At 69.3% G+C, this 19,228-nt stretch carries 4 protein-coding genes; 1 reads left to right on the top strand and 3 read right to left on the bottom strand.

Translation table 11 applies throughout. From position 1 onward, the window contains the following. The 3 genes from ACFULV_RS03460 to ACFULV_RS03450 form a co-directional block, all read right to left on the bottom strand. Positions 1-495 carry a nuclear transport factor 2 family protein gene (locus ACFULV_RS03460; protein ID WP_378652678.1) on the bottom strand — a complete coding sequence of 165 codons (495 nt, stop codon included), beginning with the start codon at positions 493-495 and terminating at the stop codon, positions 1-3. A 167-nt stretch (positions 496-662) separates the two neighbouring features. Beyond that, on the bottom strand, positions 663-1,049 hold the full coding sequence (locus ACFULV_RS03455; protein WP_378629137.1) for a hypothetical protein: 387 nt from the start codon (positions 1,047-1,049) through the stop codon (positions 663-665). A gap of 174 nt (positions 1,050-1,223) precedes the next feature. Continuing rightward, a complete protein-coding gene (locus tag ACFULV_RS03450) occupies positions 1,224-2,450 on the bottom strand; it encodes a PucR family transcriptional regulator (protein ID WP_378652675.1) in 1,227 nt (408 codons plus the stop codon). Between the two features lie 263 nt (positions 2,451-2,713). Between ACFULV_RS03450 and ACFULV_RS03445 the strand changes: the two genes are divergently transcribed. Further along, on the top strand, positions 2,714-19,192 hold the full coding sequence (locus tag ACFULV_RS03445; protein WP_378652674.1) for an amino acid adenylation domain-containing protein: 16,479 nt from the start codon (positions 2,714-2,716) through the stop codon (positions 19,190-19,192). Positions 19,193-19,228 lie beyond the last annotated feature (36 nt).

The following is a 19,228-nucleotide window of genomic DNA, read 5'->3' as shown; positions in this document are numbered from 1 at the left end:
CTACTGCGCGATCCGGGTGGCGTCATCGAGGGGGCGGGTGATCGCCCACAACTGGTGGAACGTGCACGTCGCGATCTTCCAGTGCCCGTCCTGCACCTGGTATTCGTCGGCGTACTCACCGGTGGCGACGGTTTCGGTGCGCTCGATCAGGTTGGCCTGGCGAAAGCGCAGCGTCCACCGGCCGCTGGCTGTGCCGTCCTCGCGCACGGTGATGTCGGGGTGCACGCCGTGGTGCATGTCGAGGATCGCGTTCTTGCCGTCCACCTGCTGCAGCGCGATCGAGGCGAAGACCGCGGCCATGCCGTCGGCGTCGGTCGTACCGAGCGTGCCGTAGTCCAGCACCGAGCCGGTCGCGACGAAACAGTCACGGAACCCGACCGGGTCTTTGGCGTCGCAGGCACGGAAATAGCGGTGCTTGAGCGCGGTGATCGACTCGATCGCCGCCAACCGTGCGAGGTGGCGGGCCAGGTCGTCGGGCGGCGGTGTTGCAGACATCGAGCTCCTCGGTCGAATCGACAGATCAGACGTGAAGGAGCTCGAAATGGCCGTGAGCGTCCGCTTTCTCTCCTACGTCTCGCGGCCGCCACCGTACGACCGGAACTCGGTCACCGAGTGCCTGCCTTCCCGCTCATCGGGAACGCCCGCGGGTCTGTGTACCACCATCAGGGGCGGTCGACGTCGGGAATGATGACCTCGGGCTTGAAGATGACCTTGTAGTGGTAGGGACTCACCTCGGCGGCCTCGAGCTGTTCGACGAAGTAGCTCACGTTGTCCGAGAGCCCGAGAAAGTGCTTCTTGTATTCCTCGTCGCCGGTCTTGCACGTCACCTCGAGCTGGTTGTTCTCGTCCTTGATCGAGCATTTGCCCTCGATGGACAGCAGGTACTTGTCGGTGATCCCGTTGAAGAACACCACGCGACGGTTGATCTTGAACTGGTCCGATTCCTTGGACAGGTTCTTGGACACCACGTCGGCGTCGCTCGAGCACCCGGTCACCGCGATGGCACCCGCGAACAGCGCCGCGACAGCGGCGATCAGCTTCTTGTTCATTCCCCCACCTCGTTCGTCCTGCTTCCGACCATCATGAACGTCAGCGATCGAGATCGCCACTGTCAGAGCCATTCCCACTCGCCCCGGGCTGTGGCGCGCCGTACGGCGACGAGCAGGTCACCGACCCGATGGTCGCGCCCGCCCTGCTGTGCGTCCCGCACAAACCAGCTGGGCTCAGATTGTCCGAGTCAGGACATGGGGATACCAGCGGCAGATGCCCAGGGCGAAGCGTAGTTCGAAGGTGTCGGTGTCGACAGCGATGCCGTAGCGACCGGTGACCTGTTGGATGCGGTACTGCACGGTGTTGCGGTGGACGTCGAGGACGCGGGCGGTGCGCGAGTAGCTGGCGCCTTCGGCGAGAAACACCTCGAGGGTGTGGCGCAGCAGTTCCACTTTGGCGCTGTCGCCTGCCAGCGATCCGAGAACGCGGTGGACGAGGCCGGTCAGCTCGTCGGGGTCGTCGGACAGCAGCGCGAAGGGTGCGATCGTGTCGTAGTCGACGACGGTGGGCGCGGTGTCCCCGGCCGAGACGACGAGCGCCTTGGCTCGTGCCGCGCCGCGGGCCGAGCGCCGAAAGCCCGGCAGTCCCTCGCCGACCGGCCCGAGCGCCACCCGTATCGGCAAGCCGGAAGCCTCGAGCTGGGCGGTGAGTTCCTCGACCGCGCACGGTTGCCCGGTCGGGAACCACAGGCACATGGCGCGGTCTCCCGACGCGGCGACCAATTCGGCGCCACCGGTGCCCATCGCCGCGGCCAGCAGCTGTCGGGCCTGCTCGAGCGCGCGCACCGCCTCCGCGCCGGTGACCGTCGACCACACTTCGGCCGCGTGGTGCCACTGATCGAGTCGGTAGCCCAGCGCTTCCTGGGCGGCCCCGACATCGACGTCGTCGTTGTCGAGCAGCCGCGCGATCCATTGCTGGCGTGCGGCTTGGCGGCTGCTGAGCCAGCGGTCCCGTTCCGCCTCGTAGATCCGACCCATCGACGAATTGAGCCGATCCAGGTAGGTGCCCGCGAACTTGAGCAGTTCGGCGATCCGGGCGGGCTGGTCAGGGCCGGGAACGGCCAGGACGAGCCCGATCGCGGCATCGAGGATCCGGTACTGCCCGAGCCCGTAGGCGCGCAGCAGGATCGTCAGCGGCACACCGCGCCGGGCCAGCCGTTGGGCATAGGCGGCGGCCCCGGGGGGCGGGCCGGCGGTGGCCGGGTCGATACCGTTCGCCAGCACGTACTGCACGGCGGCGATGTTCTCGGCGATGCTGGCGGCGCGCATCTCGGCCAGATCGGCGGCGACGTCGTTGAGCGGGATCATCTGCTCGGTCACCCGGATGAGGTCGGCGGTGATGGCGTCGACGCGCGGGCCCAGTGCCTGTCCCACCCACACCAGGGATCCGTATGCCGCCATGCGCGCTTCCGTCCGTTGAACAAAAACCGTCGACGGCATTGTGCCATCCGCACAAATTTCTGGTCGATTCGGTCTCGGCGTCGATAAACAAACCGGTCATGTGGTCGTGACAGCGTGACATGTGGTGTCATGGTCGCCGAACGCCCCGATATCGACTCCTTCTTGCTTGTTCGACACTGGTCCGCCCCGGTAGGCCGAATCCGACAGGGTTCGTGGGTCATCGCAGAGCTGTGGGCCGGTTAGCTGAAGGATGTTGTACTCGAATGCGTGAAGCGCGCACCTCTCCACGTGAAGTTCGTCGTGCGCCGCGCGGTCGAGGCAACCGAAAGTCGAGTACTCCCCTCTTCCCTCAGCTGCTGACCGCGGCGGTCGACACCGCCGGTGATGCCGTCGCCGTGTCCTACACCCCCGTCGACGGTGCACGCCGCGAACTCACCTACACCCAACTCGACGAGTACTCGTCCCAACTGGCCAGAGACCTGATCGCACGCGGCATCGGACCCGGCGATGTCGTCGCGCTCGGATTCACCCGGTCGATCGAGTCGGTGATGGCGGTGTGGGCGGTGGCCAAGACCGGCGCTGCCTATGTCCCTGTCGATCCGGCGCTACCCGCCGAGCGGATCGCCTATCTTCTCGAAGACTCCGGCGCCGTCCTCGGTCTCACCGGCACGGCACATCGACAAATGCTGGGCGATTCGGTCGACTGGCTCGACATCGACGACCCGGCCCAGCACGACCGCATCGCCACCTACCCCACCCACCCGATCTCCTACCTCGACCGAGTTCGTCCGCTGATCGATCAGCACCCGGCCTATGTCATCTACACCTCCGGTTCGACCGGCCGTCCCAAAGGCGTGGTCGTCACCCACACCGGTCTCGGTGCCTTGGTCGCGGCCGCCCGGGAACGCTATTCGATCGACGAAGGCGACCGCGTGCTGCACGTGTGCTCGCCGAACTTCGACGTCTCGGTACTCGAGCTGCTGGTGGCCTTCAACTCCGGTGCCACGCTGGTGGTCTCACCGTCGACGGTCTTCGGCGGCCCCGAACTCGCCGAGCTGCTGCGCCGCGAACGCGTGACCCACCTGCTGATCACCCCGGCAGCGCTGGAATCTGTCGACGCCCACGATCTGGATGCCCTGCGTGTCGTCGTAGTCGCGGGCGACGCTTTCGGCCCGACCCTGGTCGACCGCTGGGCCGACGAGCGTGCCTTCTTCAACGGCTACGGCCCGACCGAGGCCACCATCCTCGCCACCGGCACCACCGCACTACGGCCCGGGCAGCCCATCACGATCGGCACGGCATTCGCCGGAGTCGGTGCGACAGTGCTGGATTCGCGCCTGCGTCCGGTTCCCGCGGGCGTGGCGGGTGAGCTGTATCTGTTCGGGCCCGCGCTGGCCCAGAGTTATCAGGGCAGGCCCGCGCTCACCGCCGAACGATTCGTCGCCTCACCTTTCACCGATTCCCGCATGTACCGGACCGGCGACCTGGTCCGGCGCACCGCCGACGGCGATATCGAATACCTCGGTCGCTCCGATTTCCAGGTCAAGATCCGCGGATTCCGCGTCGAGCTCGGCGAGATCGACGCCGCACTCACCGCCCACCCCGACATCGAGTACGCGGTCACCCTCGGCACGAAAGCCGACTCCGGCGCGACCGTGCTGGTGTCGTATGTGCTCGCCCGGCACGGCACGACGATCGACACCGACGACGTAGCCCGTTTCGTCGGCACTTCCTTGCCCGCCCATATGGTGCCGACCGTCCTGATGACCCTCGACGAGATCCCGTTGACCCCCAACGGCAAACTCGACCGCAACGCCCTGCCCGCACCGGTTTTCGGTGCTGTGGGGTCGCGCGCGCCCGAGGGCCCGGTCGAGACCGCCATCGCCGAACTGTTCACCCAGATCCTGGGTCTGGAGCAGATCGGTGCCGAGGATTCGTTCTTCGCCGCCGGCGGTGACAGCATTCTGTCCATCCAGCTCGTGTCGCGAGCGCGCAATGCCGGCATCTCGTTCACCCCGCAGGCGGTGTTCGAGCACCGCACTGTCGCAGGGTTGGCACGGGTGGCGGTGCTGGGTGCCGAGTCCGCGCCCACGTTGACCGAACTGCCCGGCGGCGGTGTGGGCGTGATGCCGTTGACGCCGGTGCTGGCCGCCTCGCTGGCCTCAGGACGGGTGTTCGGCCGGTTCACCCAGCAGATGGTCCTGGCCCTGCCTGCCGGTATCGACCGAAACGCCCTGGTGGACACCCTCACTGCCGTGATCGATCACCACGACATGCTGCGGGCCGGTCTGCGGCAGGTCGACGGGCAGTGGGAGCTGCACACCCTGCCGCCGGGCGCGGTGGATGTGCGCGAGCTGCTCCTGCGCGTCGATGTCCCGGCGGGCACCGACCAGCTCGGTGAGATCGCCGACGCCGCGATGGATTCCGTGCTCGCGGCGCTGGATCCGCAGGCGTACCGGATGATCGGCTTCGCGTGGCTCGCCCGTCCGGACGGCCCCGACGGTTTGGTCGTCGCGGCCAACCACGCGGCGATCGACGGTGTGTCGTGGCGAATCCTGTTGTCGGACCTGGTCGCCGCATGGTCCCAGTTCGGTCGACGTGTCGTCCTGCCCCCGGTCGGCACGTCGTTTCGTCGCTGGGCGCACGGCCTGACCGAGACGGCGCCGAGCAGGCGCGAGGAACTCGACCACTGGCGCCAGACCCTGTCGGTACCCGACCCTCTGCTCGGCGATCGTCGGCTCGACTCTCGCGACACCGCGTCGACGGTGCGAACCATCAACGTCGAAGTTCGCGCCGACATCACCCAGGCGATCCTGACCGACCTGCCAACCCGGTACCGCGCGGGCGCCGAGGACGGCCTGCTCGCCGCCCTGGCCATGGCTGTGCGCAGGTGGCGGGCCCGGCGCGATGTCGACGCACCCGCGACCCGCGTCCGCCTGGAAGGCCACGGCCGCGAACAATCCGCGGTCGACGGCGCCGATCTGACCCGCACGGTCGGCTGGTTCACCAGCATGTATCCGATCGCCCTCGACCTGAGCGAGGTCGAGGCCGACGCCGCATGGCACGGTGGCGACGCCACGGCCGCCGTCGTCAAGGCCATCAAGGAACAGCTGCGCGCGGTGCCGCACAAGGGCATCGGTTTCGGCATGCTCCGCCATCTGGACCCGGAATCGGCACCGCAGCTCGACGGCCCCCTCGGCCAGGTCGGCTTCAACTATCTGGGACGTATCACCACGGGCGATCTCGGCGATTCCGACCACGGCTGGCTACCCACCGACGCGTGGGGCGAGCCCGTCGCCGAACAAGACCCCGATCTGCCCGCTGCGGCCGTCATCGACATCAACGCCCTCGCCACCGGTACCGACGCCGGACTGACACTGCGCGCGTCGTTCTCCTACGCCTCCGGCATCATCGACGAGGCGTCGGTGCGCGAACTGGCCGACTGCTGGACCGAGGCACTGACGATCCTCGCCGAACACCTGCGCGATCCGGCGGCCGGTGGCCTCTCACCCGCCGACGTGCCGCTGGTCCAGGTCACCCAGGCAGAACTCGACACCTGGCATCGCGAACGCCCGCACCTGACCGATGTGCTGCCCTTGGCGCCGCTGCAGCTCGGTCTGTTCTTCCTCGCCCAGGTGTCGCCGGCCGACCTGTATCTGGTCCAGCTCGCGGTCGAGCTGACCGGCGAGGTCGACACCGACCGCCTGCGGCGAGCCGCCCGAACCGTCCTCGACCGCCACGCGATTCTGCGCACGGCCTTCGGATCGTCGGCAGCGGGCACACCGGTCGGTTTCGTGGCCGAGGGTGTCGCGGTGCCGTGGCAGATCATCGACACCGAACTCACCGACGCCGACGAGTTCCTGGCCGCCGAGGCGCGGATCGGTTTCGAACTCTCCACCGCGCCGCTGCTGCGCTTCACGCTGTACCGCCGTGCCGACGGCATGCACCTGGTGTTGACCGCGCACCACCTCCTCGTCGACGGCTGGTCGATGCCGTTGCTGATGCAGGAACTACTGCTCTGCTACGCCACCGACGGCGCCCCGGCGGCGCTGCCGCGGGTACGCCCCTACCGTGACTACCTCGCCTGGCTCGCGGGCCGAGACCGCTCCGCCGCGTTGCGCGGCTGGCGCGAGGCGTTGATCGGGCACACCCCGACCCTGCTGACCACCGCGGTCGCGCCGCCGACCGAGCCGTGCGAGGGCCACGGGATGTGCACGGTCGAGCTGTCACCGGCCGAGGCCGAGGACCTGGCGGCCTGCGCCGCGGCCAACGACGTCACGGTCAACACCCTGTTCCAAGCGGCATGGGGTGTGGTGCTGGCCGGTGCGGTCGGCCGCGACGACGTCGTGTTCGGTGCGGTGGTCTCGGGCCGCCCGCCACAGCTGGACGGTGTCGACACCATGGTCGGACTCTTCGCCGACACCATCCCCGTTCGCGTCCGTTTCGCCGAGTCCGAGCCGCTGCGAAACATGTTGTCGCAGCTACAGTCCGAGCAGATCGCCGTGCTGGACGGCCACCACCTCGGTCTCGCCGAGATCCAGCGGGCCGCTGGCTCGGGCGAGCTGTTCGACACGCTCATGGCCTACGAGTCCTACCCCGTCGACACCGAGGGAATGCGACGCGCGCAGGGCTCCATCGACGGCCTCGAGATCGTCGATGTCCGAGCCGCCAACGCCACGCACTACCCGGTGGCCGTGGGCGTCGAGGTGGGCGAGGGGATCCGCGTCGGCCTCCAGTACCGCCTGGACCTGATCGATACCGGCATCGCGCACACTCTCGCGCACCGCCTCCGCGCCACCCTCGACGCCTTCCTCCGCACACCCGACCAGACCGCCGCGCAGCTCCTGGACACTTTCGACCAGCACAATGATGCGATCACGGAGGCGAGCTACTGGCGTCGCGTCCTCGCGGACCTGCCTGCGGAACTGAACCTTCCGACAGACCGCGCCCGGCCCGCGAGCCCCGTGCAAGCCGATGCCCGCGTCGGCTTCGAGATCCCCGCCGAACTTCATGACCGCGTGCGGCATTTCGCCGATTCCCGCGACACGACCGTCTTCAGCCTCGTGCACACGGCCTTCGCGGTGCTGCTGGCCCGACTGTCCAACACCGACGACGTCGCGATCGACACCCTGTGCCCACAGTTTCCGGACGCCCGCCTGGTGTTGCGACTACCGGTACGCGGTGCCATTTCCGTCGACGAGCTGCTGGCCGAGGCGACTACGGCTCACCGTCGGGCATTCACGCGAAACGCATTGTCATACAAGAGCATTAAGGCTCTCACTGACGCCGCGCAGCCAATGGTCCGGGTCATGCTGGTACCGGACGAATGCGCGACGGCCGCCGGGGAACGCGACCTCGTACTGTCCCTGCGCACCCAGAGTTGCGCCCGCGTCGACGACCACCGGCGATCGGGAGCCGAGGATGACCACGGGCTAGGTGCCGTCGCGGCAGGCTGTGCCGACGACGACCGCCTGACCGGCGGCATCAACGCCGAATTCGTCTACGCGAGCGCACTGTTCGACGAGGCAACAGTCGAAGTGTTCGCGCAACGGCTGATTCGCCTGCTCACCGACGCGATCGAGCACCCCCACACCGCGGTCGGTGACCTCACGATCCTCAGTACCGTGGAGGAAACGACTCTCACCGCGCGCAACACCGACACCGACACCCGCACCGCACTGTTGCCCGACCTGATCGCACGTGGCCACGCGCTGGGTCCCGACCGGATCGCCGTCCGGCACGAGAGCCGTTCGATCACCTACGGCGAGCTGTCCGAGCGGACCTCCCGGTGGGCCCGCGAACTGATCGCCCAAGGCGTCGGCCCCGAAGTCGCTGTCGCCGTTGCCCTTCCCCGGTCCTACGACATGGTCGCGGCCGCGCTCGCCATCGCCGCCGCGGGTGGGGTGTATGTGCCGATGGACCCGCGCAATCCCGCGCATCGCCTCCAGCACCTGGTCACCGACTCGGACGCGATACTCGGCATCACCGACGCCGCGCATCTGGAAGACCTGCCCGACGACCTGACCTGGCTCACCCTCGACGACCTCGACCGAGTCACCGCCACCCACCCGACGACACCGATCACCGACGCCGACCGCCGCGCACCCCTGCGCGTCGACCACCCCGCCTACCTCATCTACACCTCCGGCTCCACCGGTCTGCCCAAGGGCGTCACCGTGACCCACGCCGGTCTGGCACCGCTGGTCGAGGAGGCGGTCCGCCGCTACCGCCTCGAGTCCGAGCACCGCTTCCTGCACATCTGTGCCCCCTGGTTCGACCCCTCCGTGCTCGAATGGCTGTGCGCGTTCACCACCGGCGCGACGCTGGTCGTCGTCGGGTCCGACATCGCGGGTGGGATCGAACTCGCGGATCTGCTGGCCGCCGAGTCCGTCACCCACGCCATCATCACCCCCGCGGTCCTGGGCACCCTCGACCCGGCCGGTCTGCACGCACTGGAATCGTTGTCCGTCGGCGGTGACGTGACCACCCCGGAACTTCTCGCGAAATGGCAGCCCGGCCGCCGCTACCTCAACGGTTACGGCCCCACCGAGACCACGATCATCTCGTCCTATGCCGAACTCGCTGCCGGACAACCGATCTCGATCGGCGCCCCGGTGCACGGCACGCACGCGATGATCCTGGACGCCCGCCTGAACCCGGTCCCGCGCGGTGTCACCGGCGAGCTCTATCTGAGCGGGCGCGCGTTGGCGCGCGGCTACCGCAATCAGCCGACGACGACCTCGGCCCGATTCGTCCCCGACCCGTGGGGTGCGCCCGGCACCCGCATGTACCGCACCGGCGACCTGGTGCGTCTGCGCGACACCGGCGACATCGACTATCTCGGCCGTGCCGACGCCCAGGTGAAGGTGCGCGGTTTCCGGATCGAACCGGGCGAGATCGATGCCGTGCTCGTCAGCCACCCCGATGTCGAATTCGCGGTGACCGTCGGGCGTCGGAGCCCTGCCGGATCGACCACGCTGGTGTCCTATGTGCTCGCGGCACCGGATCGTTGCGCCGACCCCCACGTCCTCACCGCGTACGCCACCGACCGCCTGGCCGCGCACGCGGTGCCGTCGGCGATCGTGGTTCTCGCCGCGCTGCCCCTGACCTCCAACGGCAAACTCGACCGCAACGCCCTGCCCGAACCGGTCATCGCGACCGCGCCCACCGCAGCACCCATCGGTGCGAGACAAACTCTGCTGGCCGAGCTGTTCGCCCGCGTCCTCGGCATAGCGCGCGTCGGCGTGCACGATTCGTTCTTCGCGCTCGGGGGCGACAGCATCCTGTCGATCCAGCTGGTATCACTGGCCCGCGCCGCGGGCATCGTCTTCACCACCCGTGACGTGTTCGAACACCGCACTGTGGCAAAGCTGTCCGACATCGCCGCGCTCGACAGCCCACAGGCGCCCGTGCTGGTGGAACTGCCCGGCGAGGGCATCGGCGATGTCGCGTTGACGCCGGTCCTTGCCGAGTTCCTGACCACCGGTTCCAGCGACCGTTTCGCCCAGACCATGGTCCTGGCGCTCCCCGAGAACATCGACCGCCCGGCTCTGGTCGCCGTCATCGCCGCGGTCCTGCGCCACCACGACATGCTGCGCTCGCGCCTGCGACGAGACAGCGACGATTGGCAGTTCGAAGTCCTGCCACCCCACGCCGTCGACGTGGACGCCCTGATCACCGAGGTCGACGCGTTCACCGCGATCACCCCGGACGAGCTGACCCGAATCGGCACGGCTGCCATGGATTCGGCACTCTCGGCGCTGGACCCCGCCACCGCCCGCATGATCGCCTTCACCTGGATCCGCAGGCGCGGCGACCGCGATGTCCTCGCGGTCGCCGCCCACCACTACGTCATCGACGGCGTCTCCTGGCGGATCCTGCTCCCCGACCTGGTCGTGGCCTGGGCCCAGTACACCGCAGGTCAGCGGATCGCCCTGCCGCCGGTCGGAACGTCGTTCCGCCGGTGGGCGCACGGCCTGGCCACCGCCGACCGCACCGCCGAACTCGACCACTGGCAACAGGTCCTGTCCACCCCTGACCCGCTGCTCGGCGCCCGCGCGGTCGACAGCAGCCTCGATACCGAGGCGACGATGCGGTCGATCACCGTGCAGATCCCCGCCGAGATCACCGAACCCCTGCTCACGACGTTGCCCGCGCAATACCGGGCAGGCGCCGATCACCCCCTGCTCGCCGCCTTGGCCTTGGCCGTGCGGGTCTGGCGTGCCCGTCGCGGTGTCGACGCTCCCACTCTGCGATTGCGGCTCGAAGGCCACGGCCGCCAGGAGGACGCTGTCCCCGGCGCGGATCTGACCCGCACCGTCGGCTGGTTCACCACCGTCTACCCCGTCGCCCTCGACCTGTCGGCGATCACGCCGACGGTCTTCGACGACGAAGCCCTCGCCGCGACGGTGCGCACCGTCAAAGAACAGCTGCTGGCCGTGCCGGACAACGGCATCGGCTTCGGTGTGCTGCGCCGGAACCCGCAGACCCGAAACCGGTTGTCCGGCACCGTCGGCCAGATCGGCTTCAACTACCTGGGTCGCGCGAGCACCGCGATCCAGCCCACCGACGACACCGCGTGGCTGCCCACCGCCGACCTCGGCGACATCGACGTCGACTACGACCCCACCCTGCCCGCGCACACCGTTCTCGACATCAACGCGATCGCCGTCACCACCGACACCGGGCCGCGGCTGCGGGCGGACTTCCGCTACGCCACCGGCATCCTGTCCGAGTCCGAGGTCCAGGAGCTGGCCGACGACTGGACGAGCTGGCTCACCGCACTGGCCGACCACACCCTCCACCCGTGCGCGGGTGGGCTGACCCCCTCCGATGTCGCCCTGGTACAGGTTTCGCAGAACGACCTCGACACCTGGCGCACCACCCACCCGGGCCTGTCGGATGTGCTACCGCTGTCACCGTTGCAGCACTCGTTGCTCGCACTGGGCGACATGCTCGACGAGTCGGTCCACGCCTACGTCATCCAGCTCGTGGCCGAATTGACCGGCGAGCTCGACACCGACCGGCTTCGCCACGCGGCCGCGACGGTGCTGAACCGGCACGCCAACCTGCGCTCGGCCTTCGTCACCACCCCCGACGGCACCCCCGTTCAGCTCGTCGCCGACGCCGTCGAGGCACCGTTGCGGATCGTCGCGACCACCGACACCGAGCTGCCCGCCCTGCTCGCCGCCGATCAACAGGCAGGGTTCGACCCCACGATCGCGCCGCTGCTGCGATTCACGGTGTACACCACCGGTTCCGGGCGCAGCCACCTCGTCCTGACCGGCCATCACATCCTCCTCGACGGCTGGTCCATGCCGCTGCTGATGAAGGAACTGCTCGTCCTCTACGCCACCCACGGCGACGCGACCCCGCTGCCGCCGGTGCGCCCCTACCGCGACTACCTCGCCTGGCTCACCCGCCAGGACCGCACCGCCGCCGAGCGCGCGTGGTCGGAGGTCCTCGACGGGGTGTCGACGACGATGATCGCCCCCGAGCTGACCTGGCCACCGGCGACCGGCCACGGCTACGGCCTGTGCGAGTTCGAACTCGACGCCGCGCGGACTTCCGCACTGACCGCCTTCGCCGCGGCCGCCGAGGTCACCGCGAACACCGTGTTCCAAACAGCCTGGGGCCTGGTCGTCGCCGCGAGCACCGCGCGCGAGGATGTCGTGTTCGGCGCGACCGTGTCCGGGCGCCCGCCCCAGCTCGACGGCGTCGGCGACATGATCGGGCTGTTCGTCGACGCGGTCCCGGTGCGGGTGCGCATCGACCCCACCGCCACCGTCGGTGACCTGATCCGCGCCGTCCAAGCCGACCAGGCCTCGCTGCTCGATCACCACCATCTCGGCCTCGGCGCGATCCAGCGCGTCGCGGGACTGGGCGAACTCTTCGACACCATGCTCGCTTTCGAGTCCTACCCCGTCGACGTCGAAGGCCTCCAACAGGCAGGCGGCGCGCTCGACGACCTGAGTATCGACGACCTGCACGGCGCCGACCACACCCACTACCCGATCACAGTCCTGGTCTTCCTCGGTGCCCGCACCCAGGTGCAGATCAAGTACCGCCGCGACGTCGTCTCGGATCCTGCGGCCCGCGCGCTCACCGACCGTCTCCGCGCAGCGATCGACAACCTCGTCGCCACCGTGACCACGCCTGTCGTCCGCATCGCCCAGCAGCTCACCACCGACCCCGCCGACCCGATCACCCGATCCCGCTACTGGCGCCAGACCTTGGCCGACCTGCCGGCTCGCCTGGCCCTACCCACCGACCTCGGGGTCGCCGCCGGCGCACGCCCCGACCGCTCGCGCGCGCAGAGTGGGCACGCGGAGCGTCGCCTCGATGCCGAGCACGGTTGTGCCCGGACGACCGTCCCGACGACGGTGCACCGAGCCCTCCATGAACTCGCCGACACCGCGAACGTGAGCCGGCAATCGCTGGTCCGCACAGCCTTGGCCGTACTCCTCGCGCGGCTCACCGCGTCCGTCGACATCGTGATCCGAACCCGCACCCCTGATCTGGTGCTGCGCACCGCCGTCGATCTCGCGGAGCCCTTCCTCGATCTGCTCACGCGGGCGCACGAGGCCGAGACGTCGGCGCTGGCTCATGCCGGAATTCCGCTCGCGGACTTCGCCGAGCTGCTCGGCGTGGAGCCCCGTGCACTGGGACAGGTGTCCCTGGAAGTACGGTCCACCGGCTCATCGGACAACTCGTTGCCCGTCCCCGGGGCGGCGACGAGCGAAGCCGGTTCGGATACGCGGCACACCCTGCCCGGGGACAACGCCGTGACAGCCGGTGAACTCACCGTGACGGTGGTCGAGACGGCGTCGGGCACGGCGATCGAGATGACTTTCGCCCGCACCGTTTTCGATGACCACAAAGCGGACACGTTCGTGCGGCGTCTGGCCCGGCTGCTCACCGCGGTCGCCGCCGATCCACGAATTCCGGCTGGCGACCTACCGTTGTCCGATCATGCCGAGTACACCTTCTTGACGCACCTCGGCGACGGCCCGACCCCGGCTGCCACCCCCACCCTGCCCGAGCTGCTCGTACGCGGCACCGGCTACGGCCAGCATCGAATCGCTGTGCGCGACACCGCGAACACCTACACCTACGGCACCCTCGACGCCGATTCCTCACGCCTGGCCCGAGTCCTCATCGACGAGGGAATCGGCCCGGAAACGGTCGTCGCCTCGGCGATCCCGCGCTCCTACGAGTCGATCCTCGCGTTCTGGGCCATCGCCAAAGCGGGTGGCGTGTACCTCCCCGTCGACCCGAACTACCCCGAAGACCGTGTCCGTCACATGATCGCCGACTCCGGCGCCACCATCGGCCTCACCGTCGCCGCCAGGACGAACAGCCTGCCCGGATCGCTGCGCTGGCTGGCGCTGGACGAACCGACCGCCCGGGCCCGTATCGCCGCCCGCTCGTCGACCCCGGTACGCGACCGTGACCGCCGAGCACCCCTGCGCCGCGACAACATCGCCTACGTGATCTACACCTCCGGCTCCACCGGCACACCCAAGGGCGTCTCGGTCACCCATGCGGGACTCGGCGCCCTCGTGACCCACTCGGCGGCACTGATGCGCCTGCGCCACGACCACCGCATGCTGCACGTCTGCTCGCCCAGCTTCGACCAGTCGATCGAGGAACTCGGCACGGCCTTCCACCACGGCGCCACCCTGGTCATCGCCCCGCCGGACACCCTGGGTGGCACCGACCTCGACGACCTGCTGCGCACCGAACAGGTGACGCACACGATCATCACCCCCGCCCTGCTGAGCACGCTGAACCCGACCACCCTGCCCGACCTGCAGTGCGTGTCCGCCGGCGGCGAAGCCACCGCCCCCGAACTGCTGGCCACGTGGCAACCGGGCCGCAGCTTCCTCAACGGCTACGGCCCCACCGAGGCGACCATCGGCGCGACCTACTCGGCGCTGCGTGCCGGGGACCGCGTCACGATCGGTCGCCCCGTGCCGGGCATGCGGGCCGTGGTCCTCGACGCCCGTCTGCACCCGGTGCCGGTGGGCGCCACCGGTGAGCTCTATCTCGCGGGTCCCGCACTCGCACGCGGGTACCGTGGCCGCGCCGCCGCCACCGCGGATCGTTTCGTCGCCTGCCCCTGGGCCGGACCCGGCGCACGCATGTACCGCACCGGCGACCTCGTCCGCTGGGTGCACGGCGACACCTACGAGCTGGAATACCTGGGCCGCACCGACTTCCAGATCAAGATCCGCGGCTTCCGCATCGAGCCCGGTGAGATCGACGCCGTCCTGCTGCGGCACCCGCAGGTGAGTCTCGCTCTCACGCTCGGCACGCAGAACCCCGCCGGGGACACCGTGCTGGTCTCGTATGTGACAGGCCGCGAGGTCGACCCCGGCGCCATCACACGGTGGTCGGCGTCGATGCTGCCCGCGCACATGGTCCCGGCCGCCGTCGTCGTCCTGGACCGTATCCCGCTCTCGGCCGCCGGAAAGATCGACCGAACTGCCCTGCCCGCACCGGAGTTCGCGACGCGCGCCTACCGTGCGCCCGCGGCCGGGCTGGAACGAACCGTCGCCGAGGCGTTCGCCGAGGTGCTCGGTGCCGAACGCGTCGGCGCCGACGACAATTTCTTCGATCTGGGCGGCAACTCACTGCTCGCCACCCGCCTGACCGCTCGAATCGGTGCCGCACTCGACATCCGGGTGCCGGTGCGCGTGCTGTTCGCCGCACCCACCGTCGCCGCGTGCGCGCACGAGATCGCCGGATTGGCCCGCGCGGCCCGCCGACCCGCCCTGCGGGCGCGCCCACGACCTGATCACATCCCCCTCTCGCCCGCCCAGCAGCGCATGTGGTTCCTCAACCGCTTCGATACCGCAACCGCCGCCTACAACATCCCGGTCGTGCTCCGCCTGACCGGCGAACTCGACACCACCGCGATGCGGCAGGCCTTCACCGATCTCGTCGCACGCCACGAGATCCTGCGCACCGTCTACCCGACTGTCGACCAGGCACCGGCCCAGATCGTTTTGCCGTCGGACCACCCGGATGTACCGCGCCTGCAGGTCACCACGATCGCCCCGGACGTCGACGAAAGCCTGGCCCCCGCAGTGACAGCACTGGTTTCGACCGTTTTCGATGTCACCCGAGAAGTGCCCTTGCGTGCCACCCTGTTCGAGCTCGGCCCGGACGACTACGTCCTGGCCATGGCCGTGCACCACATCGCCGGTGACGGCTTCTCCGGCGGGCCGCTCACCCGCGACCTCGTCATCGCCTACACCGCACGCGCACAAGGACAGGGCCCCACCTGGGCACCGCTGCCCGTGCAGTACGCCGACTACGCGATCTGGCAGCAAACCCTGCTCGGCGACGAAACCGATCCCACCTCGGTGTCGGCCACCCAGCTCGCCTACTGGCAGCAAGCCCTGGCCGGGCTACCCGACCAGCTCGAACTACCCCGCGACCGGCCCCGACCGGCGATCCAGTCCTACGCGGGCGGCCGGGTCCCGTTCACCGTCGACACCGCCACCCACGCCGCCCTCGCCGAACTGTCGCGTACCCACGGCGCGACCCTGTTCATGGCCGTGCACACCGCCTTCGCGGTGGTACTCGCCGAGCTGTCGGGCACCACCGACATCGCCATCGGCACGCCGGTCGCCGGCCGCGGCGAGGCCGCCCTCGACGACCTGATCGGGATGTTCGTCAACACCCTGGTCTTCCGCACCCGCGTCGACGCGGATGCGAGCTTCGCCGAACAGCTCACCCGCCAGCGCGACACCGACCTGGCCGCCTTCGCCCACGCCGACATCCCGTTCGAACGGCTGGTGGAAGTCCTCAACCCGGCCCGCTCCACCGCCCGCCACCCCCTGTTCCAGGTCGGTCTGTCGTTCCAGAACCTGGCCGAGGTGCGCATGGACCTGCCCGGCACGAGTGTGTCGTCGGTGGAGCTCGATCGGGAGCTGTCCCAGTTCGACCTGCACCTGATCGTGGCCGACCGCTACACCGCCGAGGGTTCACCGGCGGGCATCACCGGCTACTGCACCTACGCCGCCGACCTGTTCGACGCGGCCACGGTCGAAGGTTTCCTGGCCCGGCTCACCCGCCTGATCACCGCGGTGGTCACCGACCCGGGCGCACCGCTGCACACCATCGACCTGCTCGCCCCCGCCGAACGAGTCCGGATCCTCGACACCTGGAATCACACAGCGCGCCGAACAGATCCGACCGCGACCCTCGCCTCGCTGTTCGATGCGACCGTCTCGCGCACCCCGGACGCCCTCGCCCTCGTCGCCGACGACACCCGACTGACCTACGCCGACCTCGACGACCGGGTCAATCGCCTGGCCCGTTACCTCATCGCCGCGGGCGTCGGCCCGGAAACGCGGGTGGCGCTGGCGATGCGGCGATCAATCGACCTGGTCGTGGCGATGTACGCGGTCAGCGCCGCGGGCGGCGTGTACGTGCCGATCGACCCCGACCACCCCCGATCGCGCACCGGCTACATCCTGGACACGGCCGCCCCGCTGCTCGTCCTCACCAATGCCGGCACCTGGCTCGGCGCGGCCGACGACCTCGCGACAACCCGTGTTCGATGTGTCGAGCAGGTGGACCTCGCCGCACACAGTCCCGCCCCGATCACCGACCGTGATCGCCGCGCGCCCTTGCGTTCCGCGAACACCGCCTACGTGATCTTCACGTCGGGATCGACGGGGCGCCCGAAGGGTGTCGCCGTCTCCCACGCCGCGATCGTCAACCAGTTGCGCTGGAAGACAGCCGAATTCGGCCTCACAGCACAGGACAGCGTGCTCCTCAAGACCGCGGCCACCTTCGACCTGTCGGTTTGGGAGTTCTGGTCCGCGGCGATCTGCGGCGGTCGACTGGTCCTCGCCGCGCCCGACGGCCACCGGGATCCGGCCTACCTCGCCGACCTGATGCGCCGCGAAGAAGTGACAACTCTGCACGTCGTGCCGTCGATGCTCGACACCTTGATCACCGAGCAACTCCCATCGTCGCTGCGCCGCGTCCTGGCCATCGGTGAAACCCTGCCGGTCGCATTGACGCGCCGATTCGCCACCGCGGCGCCGAACACCGCCCTGTTCAACGTCTACGGCCCGACCGAGGCCGCGGTCTCGATCACCAGCCACCGGGTGAGCGCCGCCGACACGACCACCGTCGCGATCGGCACACCGGTCTGGAACAGCCAGGTCTACGTCCTGGACGCACGGCTACGCCCGGTCCCCGTCGGCGTCCCGGGCGAGCTGTATCTGGCGGGTGCTCAGCTGGCCACCGGTTACCTGGGCCGTCCCGACCTCACCGCCGAACGCTTCGTCGCCGATCCTTTCCACGTCGGCACCCGCCTGTACCGCACCGGCGACCTGGCCGCCTGGCGCGCCGACGGCGAACTCGAATACCGCGGCCGCACCGACTTCCAGCTCAAGATCCGCGGCTTCCGCATCGAACTCCCAGAGATCGATGCGGTGCTGGCTTCCCATCCCGACGTCGGTTTCGCCGTCACCGTCGGTCGCGAGAACCAGGCCGGGGAAACAGTTCTGGTGTCCTACGTGGTGGCCTCGCACGGACACGAGGTCGACGTGGACGGCCTCGCGCGATGGGCGGCCCAGGCACTGCCCACCCACATGATCCCGGCCACGATCATGGTGCTCGACGAAGTCCCCCTGTCCCACACCGGCAAACTCGACCGCGCCGCGCTGCCCGCGCCCGAACTCGCCACCCGCGCCTATCGGGCCCCGGCCACGGCCATCGAACACACGGTCGCCGCAATCTTCGCCGACGTCTTGCGCCTGGACCGCGTCGGCATGGACGATCACTTCTTCGAACTAGGCGGCACATCACTGAGCGCCACCCGCCTGTCGACCCAGCTGGGTGCCGCGACGGCCGCGACCGTCCCCGTCACCTGGATCTTCACCACCCCCACCCCGGCGGGCGTCGTGGCGGCATTGCGCGCCGAAGGCGCCGACAGCGCGGGCATCGATGCGGCTTTCGATGTCCTGCTGCCCTTGCGCGCCGAAGGCACCGGCGCACCGCTGTTCTGCGTCCACCCCATCAGCGGTATCGCCTGGTCCTTCAGCGGCCTCGCAGCCCACCTCGACCACCCGCTGTACGGTCTCCAATCGCCGGCGCTGAGTTCGAGCGAGCCGCTGCCGGATTCGATCGAGGAATGGGCACTGCGCTACCTCAAGGAGATTCGCGCGGTGCAGGCCGAAGGTCCGTACCACCTGCTCGGCTGGTCCCTGGGCGGTGTCATCGCGCACGCCATGGCGGTGCAACTGCAGGAGGACGGCGAGGAAGTCGCGGTGCTGGCCATGCTGGACAGCACCCTGTCGTCGGCTTCGACGGCTGTCGCGACGACGGTGACCGCCGCCGACCTGCTCGGCGGATTCGCCGGCCCCGACCTAGTGGACCTCGCCGACCCGGTCGACATCCACCAGCTCGCCCGGACATTGTTCGAGCTCTCCGCACCACAAGCCGCAGCCGACCCGTCCCGCATCGACCGGATCGTCGACGCGGCGACAGCCTCGGTCGCCCTCGACGCCGCCTACCACCCCCGCCGTTTCGACGGCACCCTCACCTATTTCACCGCGGCCCACAGTGATCCGACCGGAACCACCGGTGCGTCGTCCTGGTCCGAGGCGGTGACCGGCACCGTCGACAATCACGCGGTGGCCGCCACCCACTGGCGCATGACCGAAGACCACGCCCTCACCGTCATCGCCGACACGTTGCGCAAGGAACTCGGCTAGCCGACACCGATTCCACAACCCGATGCTCGGGTCCGA

The organism is Nocardia sp. NPDC057272, assembly GCF_042668615.1.
Classification (GTDB): domain Bacteria; phylum Actinomycetota; class Actinomycetes; order Mycobacteriales; family Mycobacteriaceae; genus Nocardia.
This window is presented reverse-complemented; position numbering and strand designations above follow the sequence as displayed.